14 protein-coding genes are annotated in these 16,355 nt (G+C 72.5%); 6 read left to right on the forward strand and 8 right to left on the reverse strand.

Translation table 11 applies throughout. From position 1 onward, the window contains the following. Positions 1 to 121: 121 nt before the first annotated feature. Positions 122 to 1,378, forward strand: a complete 1,257-nt coding sequence (locus ABZ576_RS22715) for a DUF1266 domain-containing protein (RefSeq protein ID WP_360743600.1) — start codon at positions 122 to 124, stop codon at positions 1,376 to 1,378. Positions 1,379 to 1,550: 172 nt separating this feature from the next. Next, on the forward strand, positions 1,551 to 2,894 hold the full coding sequence (locus ABZ576_RS22720; protein WP_360743603.1) for a M14 family metallopeptidase: 1,344 nt from the start codon (positions 1,551 to 1,553) through the stop codon (positions 2,892 to 2,894). A 3-nt stretch (positions 2,895 to 2,897) separates the two neighbouring features. Here the strand turns inward: ABZ576_RS22720 and ABZ576_RS22725 are convergent, their stop codons facing one another. The 5 genes from ABZ576_RS22725 to ABZ576_RS22745 all read right to left on the reverse strand — a co-directional run bounded on the left by ABZ576_RS22725 (position 2,898) and on the right by ABZ576_RS22745 (position 7,510). Then, on the reverse strand, positions 2,898 to 3,443 hold the full coding sequence (locus ABZ576_RS22725; protein ID WP_360743606.1) for a hypothetical protein: 546 nt from the start codon (positions 3,441 to 3,443) through the stop codon (positions 2,898 to 2,900). Positions 3,444 to 3,572: 129 nt separating this feature from the next. After that, the gene (locus ABZ576_RS22730; protein ID WP_360743608.1) at positions 3,573 to 5,093 is read right to left on the reverse strand and encodes a gluconate:H+ symporter; all 1,521 of its coding nucleotides are present in this window, start codon (positions 5,091 to 5,093) and stop codon (positions 3,573 to 3,575) included. Positions 5,094 to 5,200: 107 nt separating this feature from the next. Beyond that, positions 5,201 to 5,611 (reverse strand): RidA family protein, encoded by a 411-nt coding sequence (locus tag ABZ576_RS22735; RefSeq protein ID WP_360743611.1) that lies wholly within the window; start codon positions 5,609 to 5,611, stop codon positions 5,201 to 5,203. A 10-nt stretch (positions 5,612 to 5,621) separates the two neighbouring features. Beyond that, the gene (locus ABZ576_RS22740) at positions 5,622 to 6,383 is read right to left on the reverse strand and encodes an IclR family transcriptional regulator (RefSeq protein ID WP_360743614.1); all 762 of its coding nucleotides are present in this window, start codon (positions 6,381 to 6,383) and stop codon (positions 5,622 to 5,624) included. Further along, positions 6,380 to 7,510: a sugar kinase gene (locus tag ABZ576_RS22745; protein ID WP_360743617.1), complete on the reverse strand. Its 1,131-nt coding sequence runs from the start codon at positions 7,508 to 7,510 to the stop codon at positions 6,380 to 6,382. Before ABZ576_RS22745 ends, ABZ576_RS22740 begins: the two co-directional genes overlap by 4 nt. Positions 7,511 to 7,684: 174 nt before the next feature. Between ABZ576_RS22745 and ABZ576_RS22750 the strand changes: the two genes are divergently transcribed. Together ABZ576_RS22750 and ABZ576_RS22755 are read left to right on the forward strand one after the other, a co-directional pair. After that, a complete protein-coding gene (locus tag ABZ576_RS22750; protein ID WP_360743620.1) occupies positions 7,685 to 8,980 on the forward strand; it encodes an amino acid deaminase in 1,296 nt (431 codons plus the stop codon). A gap of 9 nt (positions 8,981 to 8,989) precedes the next feature. Beyond that, positions 8,990 to 10,600, forward strand: a complete 1,611-nt coding sequence (locus ABZ576_RS22755) for a D-aminoacylase (RefSeq protein WP_360743623.1) — start codon at positions 8,990 to 8,992, stop codon at positions 10,598 to 10,600. An 18-nt stretch (positions 10,601 to 10,618) separates the two neighbouring features. On the opposite strand, the gene ABZ576_RS22760 is transcribed toward ABZ576_RS22755, so the two are convergent. Together ABZ576_RS22760 and ABZ576_RS22765 are read right to left on the reverse strand one after the other, a co-directional pair. Further along, a complete protein-coding gene (locus ABZ576_RS22760) occupies positions 10,619 to 11,479 on the reverse strand; it encodes a serine protease (RefSeq protein ID WP_360743626.1) in 861 nt (286 codons plus the stop codon). A 196-nt stretch (positions 11,480 to 11,675) separates the two neighbouring features. Continuing rightward, positions 11,676 to 12,371, reverse strand: coding sequence for a hypothetical protein (locus ABZ576_RS22765; protein WP_360743629.1), 696 nt, complete (start codon positions 12,369 to 12,371; stop codon positions 11,676 to 11,678). 125 nt (positions 12,372 to 12,496) lie between these two features. Here ABZ576_RS22765 and ABZ576_RS22770 point away from each other — a divergent pair, with 125 nt between their 5' ends. After that, a complete protein-coding gene (locus tag ABZ576_RS22770; RefSeq protein ID WP_360743632.1) occupies positions 12,497 to 13,708 on the forward strand; it encodes a pyridoxal phosphate-dependent aminotransferase in 1,212 nt (403 codons plus the stop codon). Positions 13,709 to 13,793: 85 nt separating this feature from the next. Beyond that, positions 13,794 to 14,216, forward strand: a complete 423-nt coding sequence (locus tag ABZ576_RS22775; RefSeq protein WP_360743635.1) for a hypothetical protein — start codon at positions 13,794 to 13,796, stop codon at positions 14,214 to 14,216. Positions 14,217 to 14,413: 197 nt separating this feature from the next. On the opposite strand, the gene ABZ576_RS22780 is transcribed toward ABZ576_RS22775, so the two are convergent. After that, positions 14,414 to 16,234, reverse strand: a complete 1,821-nt coding sequence (locus tag ABZ576_RS22780) for a phosphoenolpyruvate carboxykinase (GTP) (protein ID WP_360743638.1) — start codon at positions 16,232 to 16,234, stop codon at positions 14,414 to 14,416. Between the last annotated feature and the right edge of the window lie 121 nt (positions 16,235 to 16,355).

A 16,355-nucleotide genomic window follows, 5' to 3' on the forward strand; every position in this document is an offset into this window, starting at 1 on the left:
GCGTTCCCCTGGTGCCCAAGTGGCTGGCGGGGCCTCGCCGTAGCGGCCCTCCTTCCGTCGCATAGCATGATCAGGCGCCTCAAGTGGTGCCAGACGCTGACAAGTTGAGAAGGGTTCCGTCATGTCGTTCGGTCCGCCGCCCGCCGGGTTCCGGCCTGCCGCGCCGCCCGCCTGGAACCCGCCGACGAGGATCGAGCAGGCACTCTGGGAGGCCAAGGCGCGCGGGGACTGGGCGGCCTACTTCGCCACCCTGGCGGACAGCCGCCTGTACTTCGAGATACGGCGCGACAAGGCGGACACCGAACCTGGCCGGGTCAACCCGGTGTTCACGCACGACCCCCGGGTCGCCGGCGGGCGGATCTGGGCGGTGTACACCGAGGGGATGCTGCCGGCGCCGGATCCGTACCGGGTGTTCGACTGGCAGAGCCTCGGCTGGTTCGCCCGGGTCTGGGCGCCCAGCGATCCGGCGGTGATCGTGGTCGATCCGGGCAGTCCGTGCGAGGCGTTCCTGCCCTCCGCGCCGCCGCAGTCCGCCGTGTGGGCGCAAGCCGCCGAGCGGCAGGACGCCCCGCTGGAGCGGGCCCGGGTGCTGACGCTGCGGGTGGGCGGCCCGCTGGACGGGCCGGTGGCGCGGGGACTGGCCTGCGGCGCGCTGCTGTTCGTGCGCGACGGGCTGGCCTGGAACGCGATGGCGTACCACGGCAACGGGTATCCGGCGGAGCGGCGGCTGCTCCGGGAGTGGTGGGGTGTCACCGGCCGCGAGGAGTGGCAGGCCCGGCAGCGGGAGCTGCTCGACCCCGACGGCGCCAACCCGGTCTGGGAGTTCGCCCTGAGCCTGCGGCGCACCATCGCCCGCGACTTCGGCGGCCACGTCGACACCTCGTACTGGCGTGACGCGGTCGCCCGGGTGCTGCGGGCCCGGGCGGGCGGCGAGACCGTGCTCACCCCGGACGGGGTCACCACCACGCCCACGGTGCCGGAGGCGGAGACGGAGGCGCGGATCAAGGGTGTGCAGCAGCTCGTCGGGCGCATCACCCGGTACGAGGCGCGGTTCCGGGCCGACGGCATCCTCGACGGGAACCGGTTCGTCGGCTCCGTGGACGCCTGGAACTTCGGGCGGGCCTCCGGCATGGCCCGCTGGGGGCTGGGGGCCCGCTACTGCTCCCTGGCGGAGGCCGAGTCCGCCGTGATCGAGGCCGGCCGGGCCTCCGCGCGGTCCTACAAGTCCTGGCAGGACTTCGCCGCCGGCTACATCCTGGGGCGCTGCCTGCACTTCGACGACGAGGAGTTCGGCAGCTGGTACACGGACATGGTCGACGTCCACCGGGTGCTGATGTCCGACCCCGGGAGCCCGTGGCGCACCGTCGCGTTCCGGTGAGGGACCCGGTTCACGCCATCACCACCGCAGCTATTGACCTGATCATGCCAACGTTTCACCATGAGCGCCAACCCGCACAGCGGACCCACAGGGACACCCCACCGCAGGCCCCGGCGGGTCCACCCCCGCACGTCGCACTGGAACACCCCCACCTCCACCCCTAGGAGAGTTCATGCGACTTCGCATCCGCGGCTCCGGCGCGCGCGGCAGCAGACGTACCGCCACCCTCGGTGCGCTCCTGGCCCTCGCCCTCGCCGCGCCCCTCTCGGCCACCGCCGGCCGGGCCAGCGCCGACGGCGTGGGCACCGTCACGTCCGCCGACGACGAGATCCGGCAGTACGAGATCCACCAGAGCACGACCCCCGTGACGCGTACGGCCCTGCAGGCGGCCGGTGTCAGCGTCGACGAAGCCGACGAGGAGAGCGTCGTCGTCTCCGGGCGGGCCGGGCAGATCCGGCAGCTGCGGCGGCTGGGCTACGAGGTCAGCCCGCTGGGCGCCGCCCCGCGACGCTCCGGTGCCCGGCTGTACGACTTCCCGGGCGCCGACGCGAAGTACCACAACCACGCCGAGATGACCGCCGAGATCGAGCAGCGGCTGGCCGCGCACCCAAACATCATGAGCAAGCGGGTGATCGGGAAGTCGTACCAGGGGCGGGACATCGTCGCCATCAAGGTCAGCGACAACGTGGGCACCGACGAGAACGAGCCCGAGGTGCTGTTCACCGCCCACCAGCACGCGCGCGAGCACCTGACCGTGGAGATGGCCCTCTACCTGCTGCGGGAGCTCGGCGCCGGATACGGGTCCGACCCGCGCGTCACGAACGTGGTCGACAGCCGGGAGATATGGATCGTCCCGGACCTGAACCCGGACGGCGGGGAGTACGACATCGCCTCCGGGTCGTACCGGTCGTGGCGGAAGAACCGGCAGCCCAACTCCGGGTCGTCGTACGTGGGGACCGACCTGAACCGGAACTGGAACTACAAGTGGGGCTGCTGCGGCGGCTCCTCCGGGTCCACGTCCTCGGAAACCTACCGCGGCACCGCCCCCGAGTCCGCGCCCGAGGTGAAGGTGGTCTCCGACTTCGTGCGCGGCCGGGTGGTCGGGGGCACGCAGCAGATCAAGGCCGGGATCGACTTCCACACCTACAGCGAGCTGGTGCTGTGGCCGTTCGGGTGGACGTACGGCGACACGGCCACCGGGATGACCGCGGACGACGCCGCCGCGTTCAAGGCGGTGGGGCGGAAGATGGCCGCGAGCAACGGCTACACCCCGGAGCAGTCCAGTGACCTGTACATCACCGACGGGTCCATCGACGACTACCTCTGGGGCGTGCACCGCATCTTCGCCTACACCTTCGAGATGTATCCGGCGTCGAGCGGCGGCGGCGGGTTCTACCCGCCCGACGAAGTCATCGAGCGGGAGACCTCCCGGAACAAGGACGCCGTGCTGCAGCTGCTGGAGAACGCGGACTGCATGTACCGGTCGATCGGCAAGGCCGACCAGTACTGCCGTTAGCGGCTACGCCTCCTCGAAGTAGGCGTCGAGCACCGCGTCCAGCTGCTCGTCCCACTCCGTGAAGCGCGCCCTGGCCGTCGCCTCGATCTCGATCGGGTACCAGCGGCGGTCCGGGGTGTGCACGGTGATCGTGTACCGCTTGCCGAAGCGCGGGGACTCCGTCTCGACCGCGGCGATCTCGTCCCAGCGGAACTCGCAGGCCTCCTCGTCCAGGCTGAGGCGGACGCCCCTGCGGTCGGCGACTATCCGCGCCCGGCGGTCGGACGCCTCGAAGACCGGGCCGTCCGCGGGCGTCTCGTCGTCGTCCGCCGGCTCCTCGGCGGGGCGCGCGGCGTCCTCGGTGGCCGGGACCCGCTCCGTCGCCTCCTCGGAGGCGGGCCCCGCGGACTCCGCCACCGCGGCTCCCGGCTCCTTCGCGACCGGCTCGCCCGGTTTCGGACCCGTGATGCCCGGGATGAAGGCCGGGTCGAAACCGGCGCCCGTCACGGGCTCGGCCTTCAACGGCTCGGCCTCCGACGGCTTGCTGCTCGATCCTATGCGCTGCTCCACGGCGGCAGTATGGACGACTTCCCTGTGCCGTAACCAGTCAGCTCACGAGAACCGGTCAGCCCACGGGGACCGTTCGGCCCATCGGGCACGCCGGCCGACCCGCCGGGCACGCCGGCTCGTGCGAGGCCGTCAGCTCACGAACACGCTCACCAGCCCGGCCACCGCGAACCCCGCCACCGACAGCACCGACTCCAGCACCGTCCAGGTGCGCAGCGTGTCCCGCTCGCTGATGCCGAAGTACTTGGCCACCATCCAGAAGCCGCCGTCGTTGACGTGCGAGGCGAAGATGGAGCCCGCCGAGATGGCCGTGATGACCAGGGCCGTGAAGGCCTGCGAGTGGTGGCCCCCGGCCAGCAGGGGTGCCACGATCCCCGCCGTCGTGACGATCGCGACCGTCGCCGAGCCCTGGGCGACCCGCAGCACGAGCGAGACCAGGTAGGACAGGACGATCACGGGCAGGCCCACGTCGTGGAAGGTGTCCGACAGCGCCTGCGCCACCCCGCTCGCCTTCAGGACGGCGCCGAAGACACCGCCCGCGCCGACCACCAGCAGGATGTTGCCGACCGGCTTCAGGGAGGACGTGGAGACGGTCTCCAGGGACCTGCGGGACCAGCCGCGCCGGATGCCGAGGACGTGGTAGGCGAGGAGCAGCGCGATGGTCAGGGCCACGAAGGGGTGCCCGAAGAACTCGATGACCGAGCGCGGGGTGGAGGGGTCGAGCGCGACCGAGGAGAAGGTGGCGGCGAGGATCAGGACCAGCGGCGTACCGATGACGGCGAGCACCGTGCCGAGGGCGACCGGCTGTTCACGCGGCTCGCTCCGCTCCCGCGCCACCGCCCGCCCGGCCTCCTCGGCCGCCTCGGCCGCCTCGACCATGGTCTGCGGTACGGCGACGAAGACGCGGCTGCCGATACGGGCGGAGAACGCCCAGGCGGCCAGCACGGCCGGGATGCCGCAGACCGCGCCCATGAGGAGGACCCAGCCGAGGTCCACGTGGAGCAGTCCGGCCGCGGCCACCGGGCCGGGGTGCGGGGGCAGGAAGGCGTGCGTCATCGACAGACCCGCCAGCATCGGCAGGCAGTACGGCAGGATCGACCTGCCGGTGGGGGTCTCCCCGGGACGGAGCTCGTCGCGGTCCTGGGGGAGCTTGGCGGCGGCGTAGACGATCGGTGCGAGCACGAAGATGCCGACGTCGAAGAAGACGGGAATGCCGAAGACGACACCGGTGACGCCCATGGCGAGCGGGGCCCGCTTCTCTCCGAAGAGGTTCAGCAGCCGGGACGCCAGCACCTCGGCGCCGCCGCTGACTTCGAGGATCGCGCCGAGCATGGTGCCCAGGCCGATGATGATCGCGACATGGCCGAGTATGCCGCCCATGCCGGACTCGACGGTGGAGACGGCGTCGGAGCGCTGGACGGTGCCGAGGAGTTCGGTGACCGACAGTCCGGCGAGCAGGCCGACGGCTATGGAGACGGCGAGCAGCGCGACGAACGGCTGGAGCCGGACCTTGATGATCAGGAAGAGCAGCAGGGCGATGCCGAGGGCGGCGACGGTGAGCAGCCCCGCGGTGCCGTCGACGAGGAGGAGCAGTCCGCCGGTGTGGGGTGGGGCTGCGGCGGCGGGGGCGGATGCGACGAGCGGACCGGACATGGGGGGGTCCTCTACGTGAGTGCATACAGCTTTCGGGCAGGGGGGATCGCGGCACGGCACCGTGACGGTGCCGTGCCGTGGGTACGCCGTGTGGGGGTCGGGGCGGATCAGCCGAGGACGGCGAGCGCGTCGATCTCGACGAGGAGGCCGGCCGGCAGACCGACGTAGACCGTCGTGCGGGCTGCGGGCGGCTGGGTGAGGCCCTGCTCCTCGAAGTAGGCGTTGTAGATCTCGTTCATCTCGGCGAAGTGGTCCACGTCCGTGAGGTAGACGCGGATCATCATCACGTCGTCCCAGCTCGCGCCGCCCTCCTCCAGGATCGCCTTGACGTTGGCGAGGGTCTGGAGGGTCTGCTCGCGCAGGGAGGGTCCGGCGGGCGTCGGGGGCTCGCCCGCCACGGCCGGCAGGAAGCCGACCTGGCCGGCGACCTGGAGGATGTTGCCCTTGCGCACGCCGTGCGAGAACTTCGCGGGCGGCGCGGTGTGCGTCTTGGGCGTGAGCGCGGTCTTCTCCGTCATGCGGGTCCCTTCACCGATGGTCTGTCACGGGTGTTCTGCCGGAGTACTCGCCGCTGATCGCGTCCGCCGTACGGCGCACCAGCGGCAGGAGGGTGAGGAGTTCCTCGGCGGTGACGACCACGTTCGGCGCGGACACCGACATCGCGGCGACCACCCGGCCGTCGGCACCGCGCACGGGGGCGGCGACGCAGTTGATGGACTCCTCGTGGCCACCGAGGTCGGTGGCCCAGCCCTGTTCGCGCACCGTGGCGAGTTCCTTCAGGAACGCCTCGGCGTTCGGTGTCGAACGGGGTGTGTACGCGGGGTAGTCGAGCTGCTCGGCGAGGGCGCGGCGCTCGGGTTCGGGCAGGTCGGCCAGGAGCAGCTTGGCCACGGCCGCCACGGTGATGGCCACGGGCTTGCCGATCCGCGAGTACATGCGCACGGGGTAGCGGCTGTCCACCTTGTCGATGTACAGCACCTCGTCGTCCTCGTGGACGGCGAGGTGGACGGTGTGCCCGCACTGTTCGTTGAGCCGTACGAGGTGGGGGTGGGCGATCTCGCGGACGTCCAGGTTCTCCATCGCCTCCTGGGCGAGGGCGAACAGGCGGGCGCCGAGCCGGTAGCGCTGGTCGGACTGGCGGTAGACCAGGCCGTGTTCGTGCAGGGTGCGCAGGAGGCGGAGGGCGGTGGACTTGTGCACGCCCAGGCGGTCGGCGACCTGCCCGAGATCGGCGGGGCCCTCGGCGAGCAGCGGCAGGATGCTCAGGGCGCGGTCGACGGTCTGACTCATGGGGTGTTCGCCTCCTCCGGGGCCCGATCGGCCTGCGTCCAGCCGGGGCCGAGACGAAGTCTCCCCCATGCGTGGTCGTCGAGGGCGGCGAGGCGGTCGGCGTGGCCGCGGGCGGGGGGTGCGGCGAGGTCGCCGGGGGTGGTGAGGGCGGCGGCGGCGAAGAGGTGACCGTGCCTGAGCCGGGTCTTCAGGGGCAGGCCGCGCAGGGTGGCGGAGAGGAAGCCGGCGGCGAAGGCGTCTCCGGCACCGGTGGCAGCCTCGACGTCCACAGCGGGGGCGGGGACGAACGACGGGGGTGCCGCACGCCCCGGGCCGGCGCCCTCCTCGCCGCACCACGCGAACCCCGCACGCCCCGGGCCGGCGCCCTCCTCGCCGCACCACGCGAACCCCGCACGCCCCGGGCCGGCGCCCTCCTCGCCGTCGCGCGCGAACACCGTGGCGCCCCGCGCCCCTTGCTTGACCACCAGCAGCCCCGGTTCGGGCAGAGCCTGGCGGATCGCCCCGGGTCCGCCCGTGACGGCCCACACCTGCTCCGCCTCGTCCTCCCCCACGAACACGATGTCGGCCCGGCGCGCCAGTTCGAGCAGGACCCGCGGACCCTCGGCGGCGGACCACAGCCCGGGCCGGTGGTTCACGTCGAAGGACAGCACGGGCCGGCCCGGGCGGTCGGCCGTCACCTCGCGCAGCAGCTCGCGGCAGTCCGCGGACAGCGCGGCCGTGATCCCGGACAGGTGCAGCACCCGCCCGGCCCGTACCGCCGCCAGGTCCACGTTCGTCACGGACATCGCCGAAGCGGCCGAACCCGAGCGGTAGTACGCCACCTCGTGCGCGCCCGTGCCCCGGTCCCCGGCGGTGCGGAAGTACACGCCGGTGGGCCGCAGGGGGTCCCGGCGGACGGCGGAGACGTCGACGCCGTACCCGGCGATCCGCTCCAGCAGGTGGTCGCCGAAGCCGTCGGCACCGACCCGGCTGACCCAGCGCACGGTGTGCCCGAAGGCGGCCAGGGCGCACGCGACGTTGGACTCCGCGCCGCCGACGGCCCGGTGGAAGGTGGGCACGTCGGCGAGGCGGCCCGGCCGGCCGGGCAGGAAGGCGACCATGGTCTCGCCGAGCGTCACCACGTCCATGAGGTCCTCCGCCCGCGCAACGGCCGGGGCGTAAGCAGCGTCGTCGATGATGGCTCCTGTCGATGGCCGGGTGGCCGCTGTCGTTGACCCGGCGTTCGGCGAGATGCTAGACACCAATAAGCACTGCATGCAATGGCTGTTGCACATAGCGCAACAGCTGAGAGAGGTGGCTCCATGAGCACCGAAGCGCTGGCGCGCCAGGCCGCGCAACGTCTCGCCCGCCTGGCCGAGGAACGCGTCGACCACCGCTTCAAGGGCCTCCCGCCGGACGCCGACGGCCTCACCGTCGCCGAGCTGACCGCCCAGCGCCGCAACCTCTTCCGGGACGGGGACGGATTCACCACACCGCTGCTCGTGCTGTCCGCGGAGCGTCTGGAGCACAACCTCGCGCTGATGGAGACGTACACCGCCCGGCACGGTCTGGCCTTCGCCCCGCACGGCAAGACCTCCATGGCCCCGCGTCTCTTCCACCGGCAGATCGAGCACGGCGCCTGGGGGATCACGCTGGCGGTGCCCCACCAGGTGCGCGTCGCCAGGGCGTTCGGCATCCGGCGGATCTTCCTCGCCAACGAGCTGGTGGACGCCTCCGCCCTGCGCTGGGCCGCCGCCGAACTGGCCGCCGACCCGGGGTTCCGTCTCGTCTGCTACGTCGACTCGGTGCGCGGGGTGGAGCTGATGGACGCGGCCCTGCGGGGCGCCGCCCGGCCCGTGGACGTCGTGATCGAACTGGGGGCGGGGGACGGGGCCCGGACCGGTGTGCGCACCGAGGCGCAGGCCCTGGCCGTGGCCGAGGCCGTGGCCGGCACGCGGACGCTGCGGCTCGTCGGCGTGGCGGGGTACGAGGCCCAGGTGCCGGACGCCTCCCCGGAGCGGGTGCGCGAGTGGCTCCGGCGGCTGGTCGCCCTCGCCGTGCGGCTCGACGGGGCCGGGCGCTTCGCCGGGGCGGACGAGATCGTGGTGAGCGCCGGCGGCAGCGAGTGGTTCGACGCGGTCGCCGACGTCTTCGCCGGCGTCCCCGATCTCTCGCTGCCGGTGCTGCGGCTGCTGCGCTCCGGTGCCTACGTCTCGCACGACGACCTGCACTACCGCAGGCTGACGCCGTTCAACCGGGTGCCCGAGGAGGGCGCACTGGAGCCCGCGTTCCGGCTGTGGGCGCAGGTGGTGTCCCGGCCGTCGGAGGCGGAGGCGTTCGTCAACGCGGGCAAGCGGGACGCGGCCTACGACCTCGACCGGCCGGTGGCGCACGTGGTACGCCGGGACGGCACCGAGCGTCCGGCGACGGACGTCGAGGTGACCGCCCTGTCCGACCAGCACCTGTGGCTGCGCACCGGCCCCGGCGCCGACGTCGAGGTCGGCGACTGGATCGGCTTCGGCCTGTCCCACCCGTGCACGTCCTTCGACAAGTGGCAGCTGATCCCGGTGGCCCAGGCGGACGGGACGGTCGTCGACTACATCCGTACGTTCTTCTAGGAGGACCGCGTGGAGCAGCTCGTCATCCGGGACGCGGACGTCGTCGACGGCAGCGGTGCGGACTCCTACCGCGCCGACGTGGTCGTCGACGGCGGGCGGATCGTCTCGATCGTCAAGGAGGCCGCCGCGGCGGGCTGCCAGCGGCCGCGCGCGGTGCGCGAACTGGACGCGGAGGGCCTGGTCCTCTCCCCCGGCTTCATCGACATGCACGCCCACTCGGACCTGGCCCTGCTGCGCGACCCCGACCACAGCGCGAAGGCCGCGCAGGGGGTCACGCTGGAGGTGCTCGGGCAGGACGGCCTGTCGTACGCGCCGGTGGACGAGCGCACGCTGGAGGAGGTGCGCCGGGCGATCACCGGCTGGAACGGGTACGGCGACGACGTCGACTTCGACTGGCGCAGCGTCGGCGAGTACCTCGACCGGCTCGACCGGGGCATCGCCGTGAACGCGGCCTACCTGATCCCGCAGGGCACCGTCCGGGCGCTCGTCGTGGGCTGGGAGGACCGCGCGGCCACCGCCGGGGAGCTGGACCGGATGCGGGAGCTGGTGGCGGAGGGGCTGCGGCAGGGCGCGGTGGGCATGTCCTCGGGGCTGACGTACACCCCCGGCATGTACGCCGGCGACGCGGAACTGACCGAGCTGTGCCGGGTGGTGGCCTCGTACGGCGGCTACTACTGCCCCCACCACCGCTCCTACGGCGCCGGCGCACTGGAGGCGTACGCCGAGATGGTCGCCCTCGCCCGGGAGGCGGGCTGTCCGCTGCACCTGGCTCACGCGACGATGAACTTCGGGGTGAACGAGGGCCGGGCACCGGAGCTGCTGGCCCTGCTCGACCGGGCCCTGGACGCCGGCGCGGACATCACGCTGGACACCTACCCCTACACGCCCGGCTGCACCACCCTCGCCGCGCTGCTGCCCGGCTGGGCGAGCGAGGGCGGGCCGGAGGAGGTGCTGGCCCGGCTGACCGACCCGGAAACGGCCGAGCGCGTGCGGCACGACCTGGAGGTGACCGGCTCGGACGGCTGCCACGGCGTACCGGTGGAGTGGGAGACGATCGAGATCTCCGGGGTGACCGATCCGGCGCTGGCCGGGCTGGTGGGCCGTACCGTCCGGGAGGCGGCGGACCTGCGCGGCGAGACGCCCTGGGCCACGGCCCGGCAGCTGCTGGTGCGCGACCGGCTCGGTACGACGGTCCTCCAGCACGTCGGGCACGAGGAGAACGTCCGCGCCATCATGCGGCACCGCGCGCACACCGGCGGCTCGGACGGCATCCTGCGGGGCAGCAAGCCGCACCCGCGGGCGTACGGCACCTTCCCGCGCTATCTCGGGCACTACGTGCGGGAGTTGGGCGTGCTGACGCTGGAGGAGTGCGTCGCCCGTCTCACCTCGCGGCCCGCGGCCCGGCTGCGGCTGCCGGACCGGGGGCTGGTGCGCGAGGGGTACCGGGCCGACCTGGTCCTGTTCGACCCGGAGACGGTCGCGCCCGGCGCCACCTTCGCCGCGCCCCGGACGCTGCCGGCCGGCATCCCCTACGTGCTGGTCGACGGCCGGTTCGTCATCGAGGACGGCCGGCGGACGGACGTGCTGGCGGGGCGGGCGGTCCGGCGCACCCCGGTGTGACCGCCCGCCCCGGCGGGGTCACGGCTTGGGCAGGGTGCAGCCGGCGGCGGCGAGGTTGAGCCTGTTGCCGGTGGTGAAGCAGGCGGGGATGTTGTAGATCTGCTGGCCGTAGTTGATGCCCTGGCGGACGGTGACGGTGCCGTTGGCGTCGACCTCGCACGGGTTGTTGTCCGTGCACCGCTCGCCGTCCTCGTTGCCCGTGTTGTTCACGGCGACGACCTTGCCGGTGGCGGCGTCGACGACCGGGGAGCCGGAGGTGCCGCCGATGGTGTTGCAGGCGGAGGTGTAACGGACCGAGTCCTTCCAGGTCCAGGAGCCCTCCTTCAGCCGGTACACGAAGCCGTCGATGTTGCAGCTGTAGATGCGCTTCCAGTAGCCGGAGACCACCTTGATGGCGGTGCCGGCCGTCGGGTGCGTGTCCTGCACGGTCAGCGGGCTGATCCCGTAGGAGCTCTTGATCGCCGCGTACGTGGTGGTGGTGCGGTAGATCGAGACGTCCGTGTCGGTCATCGTCGCGTACACGATCTGGTTGGCGCGCAGGGTGGCGACCCTGGTGCCGGCGGAGTTCAGCAGGCCGAAACTGCGGCTGGAGGACTGGCCGGTGACGACCTGGCCCGGGGCCGGGAAGCCGGTCTCCAGGCAGTGGCCGTTGCTCAGCACGAGGGCCGGGTCGGTGTCGACGGAGCCGGGGAAGCGGATGACGGAGCCGGAGCAGTTGCTGAGCGAGACGGTGCCGGCGAAGTCGACGGTGGCCTTGACGGCCGGGGTGGAGTGCGGGGCGGTGGTCTTCGCCGCGGTGTGCGGGGCGGCGATCGCCGGGGTCGCGCCCAGCCCGGCTATCGCCAGGGCGGTGAGGGCGGCAAGGAGAGGCTTCTGCACGTGGGGGTCCCCTCTTACGACGTGGGCGACCGGTGGTCTTCCGGTCGCCCATGCGGTTGTCATGCGGTTGTCATGCGCATTGTCAACGGCTGGCGCGGGCGGGGACAAGGAGCGGCGCCAGGCCGTAGGGGTTTCCCTGTGTGCGAAAAGGGGCGGCGGTATGACGGCGCGAGCGCGCGGCCGGGCCGGCCGCCCGTCAGCGCGGGCGTTTCGTCGCGCCGTGGCCGCGGCCCCGGGCGGGGACGTCGGCGGGGTCCGACACCGTGGCGCCGGCGGACGGCTCGGTGGGTGCGGGGGTGGCCGAGGCGGAGGCCGCCGGACTGTCGCCCGGGTCGGCGGCGGTGGCGCTCGGGGACGAGCCGCCGGACGGGAGGCCGGACGCCGGACCGGAGGGCGCGGGCGCGGGGGCGGCGGAGTCCGCGCCCGCGGCCGGTGCCGTCGTGGGCTTCGCGTCCGGGGTCGTACCGCCCTCGTCCACGGCCGAGCCGTCGGTGACCCGGCCGCCGTCCGCGGGGCGGGAGCCGTCCGAGGACCCGGATCCGGCCAGAGCGGCGATCACCGCGACGGTCCCGGCCACGCCGAGGGCGCCCGCGACGACCGCCAGCCGGCGCCGGCCGCCGCCGCGCCGCCGGGCACGCCGGCGCGCGGCCCGTCCCGCGCCGGGCTCCGCGGGGGCGGGTTCCGCGGGGGCGGGTTCCGCGGGCAGCGGGGGCAGCTCGCGCGTCTCGTCGTACGCGTCCTGCCAGCCGTGCGCGGCGGCCGGGTCGGCGTAGGCGTCGTACGCGGGGGCCGGAGCCTCCTGCGGCAGGTACACGTTCGGCCGGACGGCGGGCGCACCGCTCGCCGTCTGGGCGCCGAACGCCTCCGCCTCATACTCCCGTTCCGTGGACATGCCAGCGGATTGTAGAGATGCAAGCGGTCACTGAGACAGTCGGCGTCGATATCCGGACAAACCTCCCCGTCTCACGTGTCGGAAAACACGACCCGCGCGGCGGGACCGGGCCGTAAGCTCGCGTCATGCAGGTGATCCAGTCGACCAAGCTCGCCAACGTCTGTTACGAGATCCGGGGCCCGGTTCTCGAGGAGGCCATGCGGCTGGAGGCGGCGGGCCACCGCATCCTCAAGCTCAACACCGGCAACCCGGCCGCCTTCGGCTTCGAGTGCCCGCCGGAGATCCTGGAGGACATCCTCCGCAACGTCTCCACGGCGCACGGCTACGGCGACGCGAAGGGGCTGCTGGCCGCCCGGCGCGCGGTCGTCATGCACAACCAGACCCTCGGCATCGAGACGGACGTCGAGCACGTCTTCATCGGCAACGGCGTCTCCGAGCTGATCGTGATGGCCATGCAGGGACTCCTGGACGACGGCGACGAGGTGCTCGTACCGGCGCCGGACTACCCGCTGTGGACCGCCGCCGTGTCCCTGTCGGGCGGCACCGCCGTCCACTACCGCTGCGACGAGCAGTCCGACTGGATGCCCGACCTCGCCGACATCGAGCGCAAGGTCACCGACCGGACCAAGGCCATCGTCGTCATCAACCCGAACAACCCCACGGGCGCGGTGTACGACGAGGCCGTGCTCAAGGGGATGACCGACATCGCCCGCCGGCACAACCTGCTCGTCTGCTCCGACGAGATCTACGACAAGATCCTCTACGACGGCGCCACGCACACCCCGACCGCGAAGATCGCCCCGGACCTGCTCACCCTCACCTTCAACGGCATGTCGAAGGCGTACCGGGTGGCGGGCTACCGCGTCGGCTGGATGTCGATCTCCGGCCCGCGCGCGCACGCCGACTCCTACATCGAGGGTCTGACGATCCTGGCGAACATGCGACTGTGCGCCAACATGCCGGGCCAGCACGGAGTGGTCGCCGCGCTCGGCGGCCGGCAGTCGATCAACGACCTGGTGCTGCCGGGCGGGCGGCTGAAGGAGCAGCTGGACACCGCCTACGAGCTGCTGACGCAGATCCCGGGCGTGACCTGCGTCCGGCCGAAGGGCGCGCTGTACCTCTTCCCGCGGCTGGACCCGCAGGTCTTCAAGATCAAGGACGACCGCCGGATGGTGCTCGACCTGCTGCGCCGGGAGAAGATCATGGTCGTCCAGGGCACCGGCTTCAACTGGCCCGAACCGGACCACTTCCGCGTCGTGACCCTGCCCACGGTCGGCGACCTGCGGGACGCCGTGACCAGGATCGGGAACTTCCTGGACGGGTACAGCCAGCCGTGACCGCCCGGCCGCCAGGCGACCCGACTCAACTTTAGACGAAATCCAATGTAAGATGGCTTCCTGTCAGAGCACAGGAGGCCGTCCCATGTACGAACCGATCCGCACCAAGTCGGTCCACAGCACGATGGCCGGCACCACCTCCGACTTCCCCCACCGGTCGCGCGAGGAGGAGCTGGACATCCAGCTCGCCGGGCACCTGTCCGCGCTGCTCGCGGTCACCGACGAGCTGCGCGCCCTGGCCCCCTCCGCCGACCTGGACACGGCCGCCGAGCGCCTCGCGGCCCAGGTGGCCCGGCTGCGGGGAGGGCGGGCGCCGCTGCGTGCCGCGCCGGCCGCGGCGGGCGAGCCGCAGGCGCTGCACCGGCGGGCGCACACGCTCGCCGGACGGGCGCTGGTGGTCGCCGCCTCGCGTGCGGACACGGCGGTGGCGATCCTGGCCGCCGAGCGGATGGACGCCCACGGCGCCGCCGCCCCGGCCGGGCCGAGGGAACTCAGCCCGGCCCGCTGACCCCGTCAGGGGGTCCCGAGACGGCCCCGGTCCGCGTGCACCCGCAGCGACGCGCGGACCGGGCGCCACACACCGCGACGAGGCGAGGGGCCCCGCACGCCGTTGTGCGGGGCCCCTCGGGTGTGTGTTCCACGGCCGGTCGTGACGATCGCTGGTCAGGGCACACCCCGGCCGGCCGTGGAGTCTGCGGCGGGCGCTCAGCCCAGGCGCTCCACCAGGGCGCGGTACTGGTCCCACAGCTCCTTCGGGGTGTGGTCGCCGAAGGTCTCCAGGTGGGCGGGGACCAGCGCGGCCTCCTCGCGCCAGACCTCCTTGTCGACCGTGAGCAGGAAGTCCAGGTCGGACTCGGACAGGTCGAGTCCGTCGGTGTCCAGCGCCTCACGGGTCGGCAGGATGCCGATCGGGGTCTCGACGCCCTCGGCCCGGCCCTCCAGCCGCTCCACGATCCACTTCAGGACGCGGGAGTTCTCGCCGAAGCCCGGCCAGACGAACGAGCCCTGGTCGTCCTTGCGGAACCAGTTGACGTAGTAGATCTTCGGCAGCTTGGCCGCGTCCGCGGACTGGCCGACCTTGACCCAGTGGGCCATGTAGTCGCCCATGTTGTAACCGCAGAACGGCAGCATCGCGAACGGGTCGCGGCGCAGCTCGCCGACCTTGCCCTCGGCCGCGGCGGTCTTCTCGGAGGCGACGTTGGCGCCGAGGAAGACGCCGTGGTTCCAGTCGAAGGACTCCGTCACCAGCGGCACCGCGGTGGCGCGCCGCCCGCCGAAGAGGATGGCCGAGATCGGCACGCCCTTGGGGTCCTCCCACTCGGGCGCGATGATCGGGCACTGCGAGGCGGGCACGGTGAAGCGGGCGTTGGGGTGGGCGGCGGGCGTCTCGGACGCCGGCGTCCAGTCGTTGCCCTTCCAGTCGGTCAGGTGGGCCGGGGGCTCCTCGGTCATGCCCTCCCACCACACGTCGCCGTCGTCGGTGAGCGCGACGTTGGTGAAGACCGCGTTGCCCCACAGGGTCTTCATCGCGTTGGCGTTGGTGTGCTCGCCGGTGCCGGGCGCGACGCCGAAGAAGCCGGCCTCGGGGTTGATCGCGTACAGCCGGCCGTCCTCGCCGAACCGCATCCAGGCGATGTCGTCGCCGATGGTCTCCACGGTCCAGCCGGAGATCGTGGGCTCCAGCATGGCGAGGTTGGTCTTGCCGCAGGCGCTCGGGAAGGCGGCGGCGACGTACTTGGCCTCGCCCTGCGGCGGGGTCAGCTTGAGGATGAGCATGTGCTCGGCGAGCCAGCCCTCGTCCCGCGCCATGACGGAGGCGATGCGCAGGGCGTAGCACTTCTTCCCGAGCAGGGCGTTGCCGCCGTAGCCGGAGCCGTAGGACCAGATCTCGCGCGACTCGGGGAAGTGCGAGATGTACTTGGTGGAGTTGCACGGCCACGGCACATCCTCCTGGCCCTCCTCCAGGGGGGCGCCGAGGGTGTGGACGGCCTTGACGAAGAAACCGTCGGAGCCGAGCTCGTCGAGGACCGGCTGCCCCATGCGGGTCATGGTGCGCATGGAGACGGCGACGTAGGCGGAGTCGGTGATCTCCACGCCCAGCGCGGACAGCGGGGAGCCGAGCGGGCCCATGCAGAACGGGACGACGTACATCGTGCGGCCCCGCATCGAGCCGCGGAACAGGCCCTTGTCGCCGGCGAAGATCTCCCGCATCTCGGCGGGGGCCTTCCAGTGGTTGGTCGGGCCCGCGTCCTCCTCCTTCTCGGAGCAGATGAAGGTGCGGTCCTCGACGCGCGCGACGTCGGTGGGGTCGGAGGCGGCGTAGTAGGAGTGCGGGCGCTTGACCGGGTCGAGTTTCCTGAAGGTGCCCTTGGCCACGAGCTCCTCGCAGAGGCGCTCGTACTCGGCCTCGGATCCGTCACACCAGACCACGTTGTCCGGCTGCGTCAGTTCGGCGATCTCGTTGACCCACGAGATCAGTTCCTGATGGTCGGTGGGAACGCTGGAAGCCGAGTTGTCGCGCGCCACGGTTGCTCCTAAATGAGGGATTTTGTCCTTGCGGCCCCGTGGGGGCTGCGACCCGGACGCTTCAGGGTGCTCATCCGGTGCCGACTGCACTCATTTGATCATCCGACGGGAACGCCCATCT

Origin of the sequence: Streptomyces sp. NPDC013455 (assembly GCF_040632975.1) — a bacterium.
Classification (GTDB): domain Bacteria; phylum Actinomycetota; class Actinomycetes; order Streptomycetales; family Streptomycetaceae; genus Streptomyces.

Bases quoted from the DNA above. Each gene is read 5' to 3' on its own strand.
- ABZ576_RS22715 (WP_360743600.1), top strand. From the start codon at position 122: ATGTCGTTCGGTCCGCCGCCCGCCGGGTTCCGGCCTGCCGCGCCGCCC.
- ABZ576_RS22720 (WP_360743603.1), top strand. From the start codon at position 1,551: ATGCGACTTCGCATCCGCGGCTCCGGCGCGCGCGGCAGCAGACGTACC.
- ABZ576_RS22730 (WP_360743608.1), bottom strand. From the start codon at position 5,093: ATGTCCGGTCCGCTCGTCGCATCCGCCCCCGCCGCCGCAGCCCCACCC.
- ABZ576_RS22735 (WP_360743611.1), bottom strand. From the start codon at position 5,611: ATGACGGAGAAGACCGCGCTCACGCCCAAGACGCACACCGCGCCGCCC.
- ABZ576_RS22740 (WP_360743614.1), bottom strand. From the start codon at position 6,383: ATGAGTCAGACCGTCGACCGCGCCCTGAGCATCCTGCCGCTGCTCGCC.
- ABZ576_RS22745 (WP_360743617.1), bottom strand. From the start codon at position 7,510: ATGGACGTGGTGACGCTCGGCGAGACCATGGTCGCCTTCCTGCCCGGC.
- ABZ576_RS22750 (WP_360743620.1), top strand. From the start codon at position 7,685: ATGAGCACCGAAGCGCTGGCGCGCCAGGCCGCGCAACGTCTCGCCCGC.
- ABZ576_RS22765 (WP_360743629.1), bottom strand. From the start codon at position 12,371: ATGTCCACGGAACGGGAGTATGAGGCGGAGGCGTTCGGCGCCCAGACG.
- ABZ576_RS22770 (WP_360743632.1), top strand. From the start codon at position 12,497: ATGCAGGTGATCCAGTCGACCAAGCTCGCCAACGTCTGTTACGAGATC.
- ABZ576_RS22775 (WP_360743635.1), top strand. From the start codon at position 13,794: ATGTACGAACCGATCCGCACCAAGTCGGTCCACAGCACGATGGCCGGC.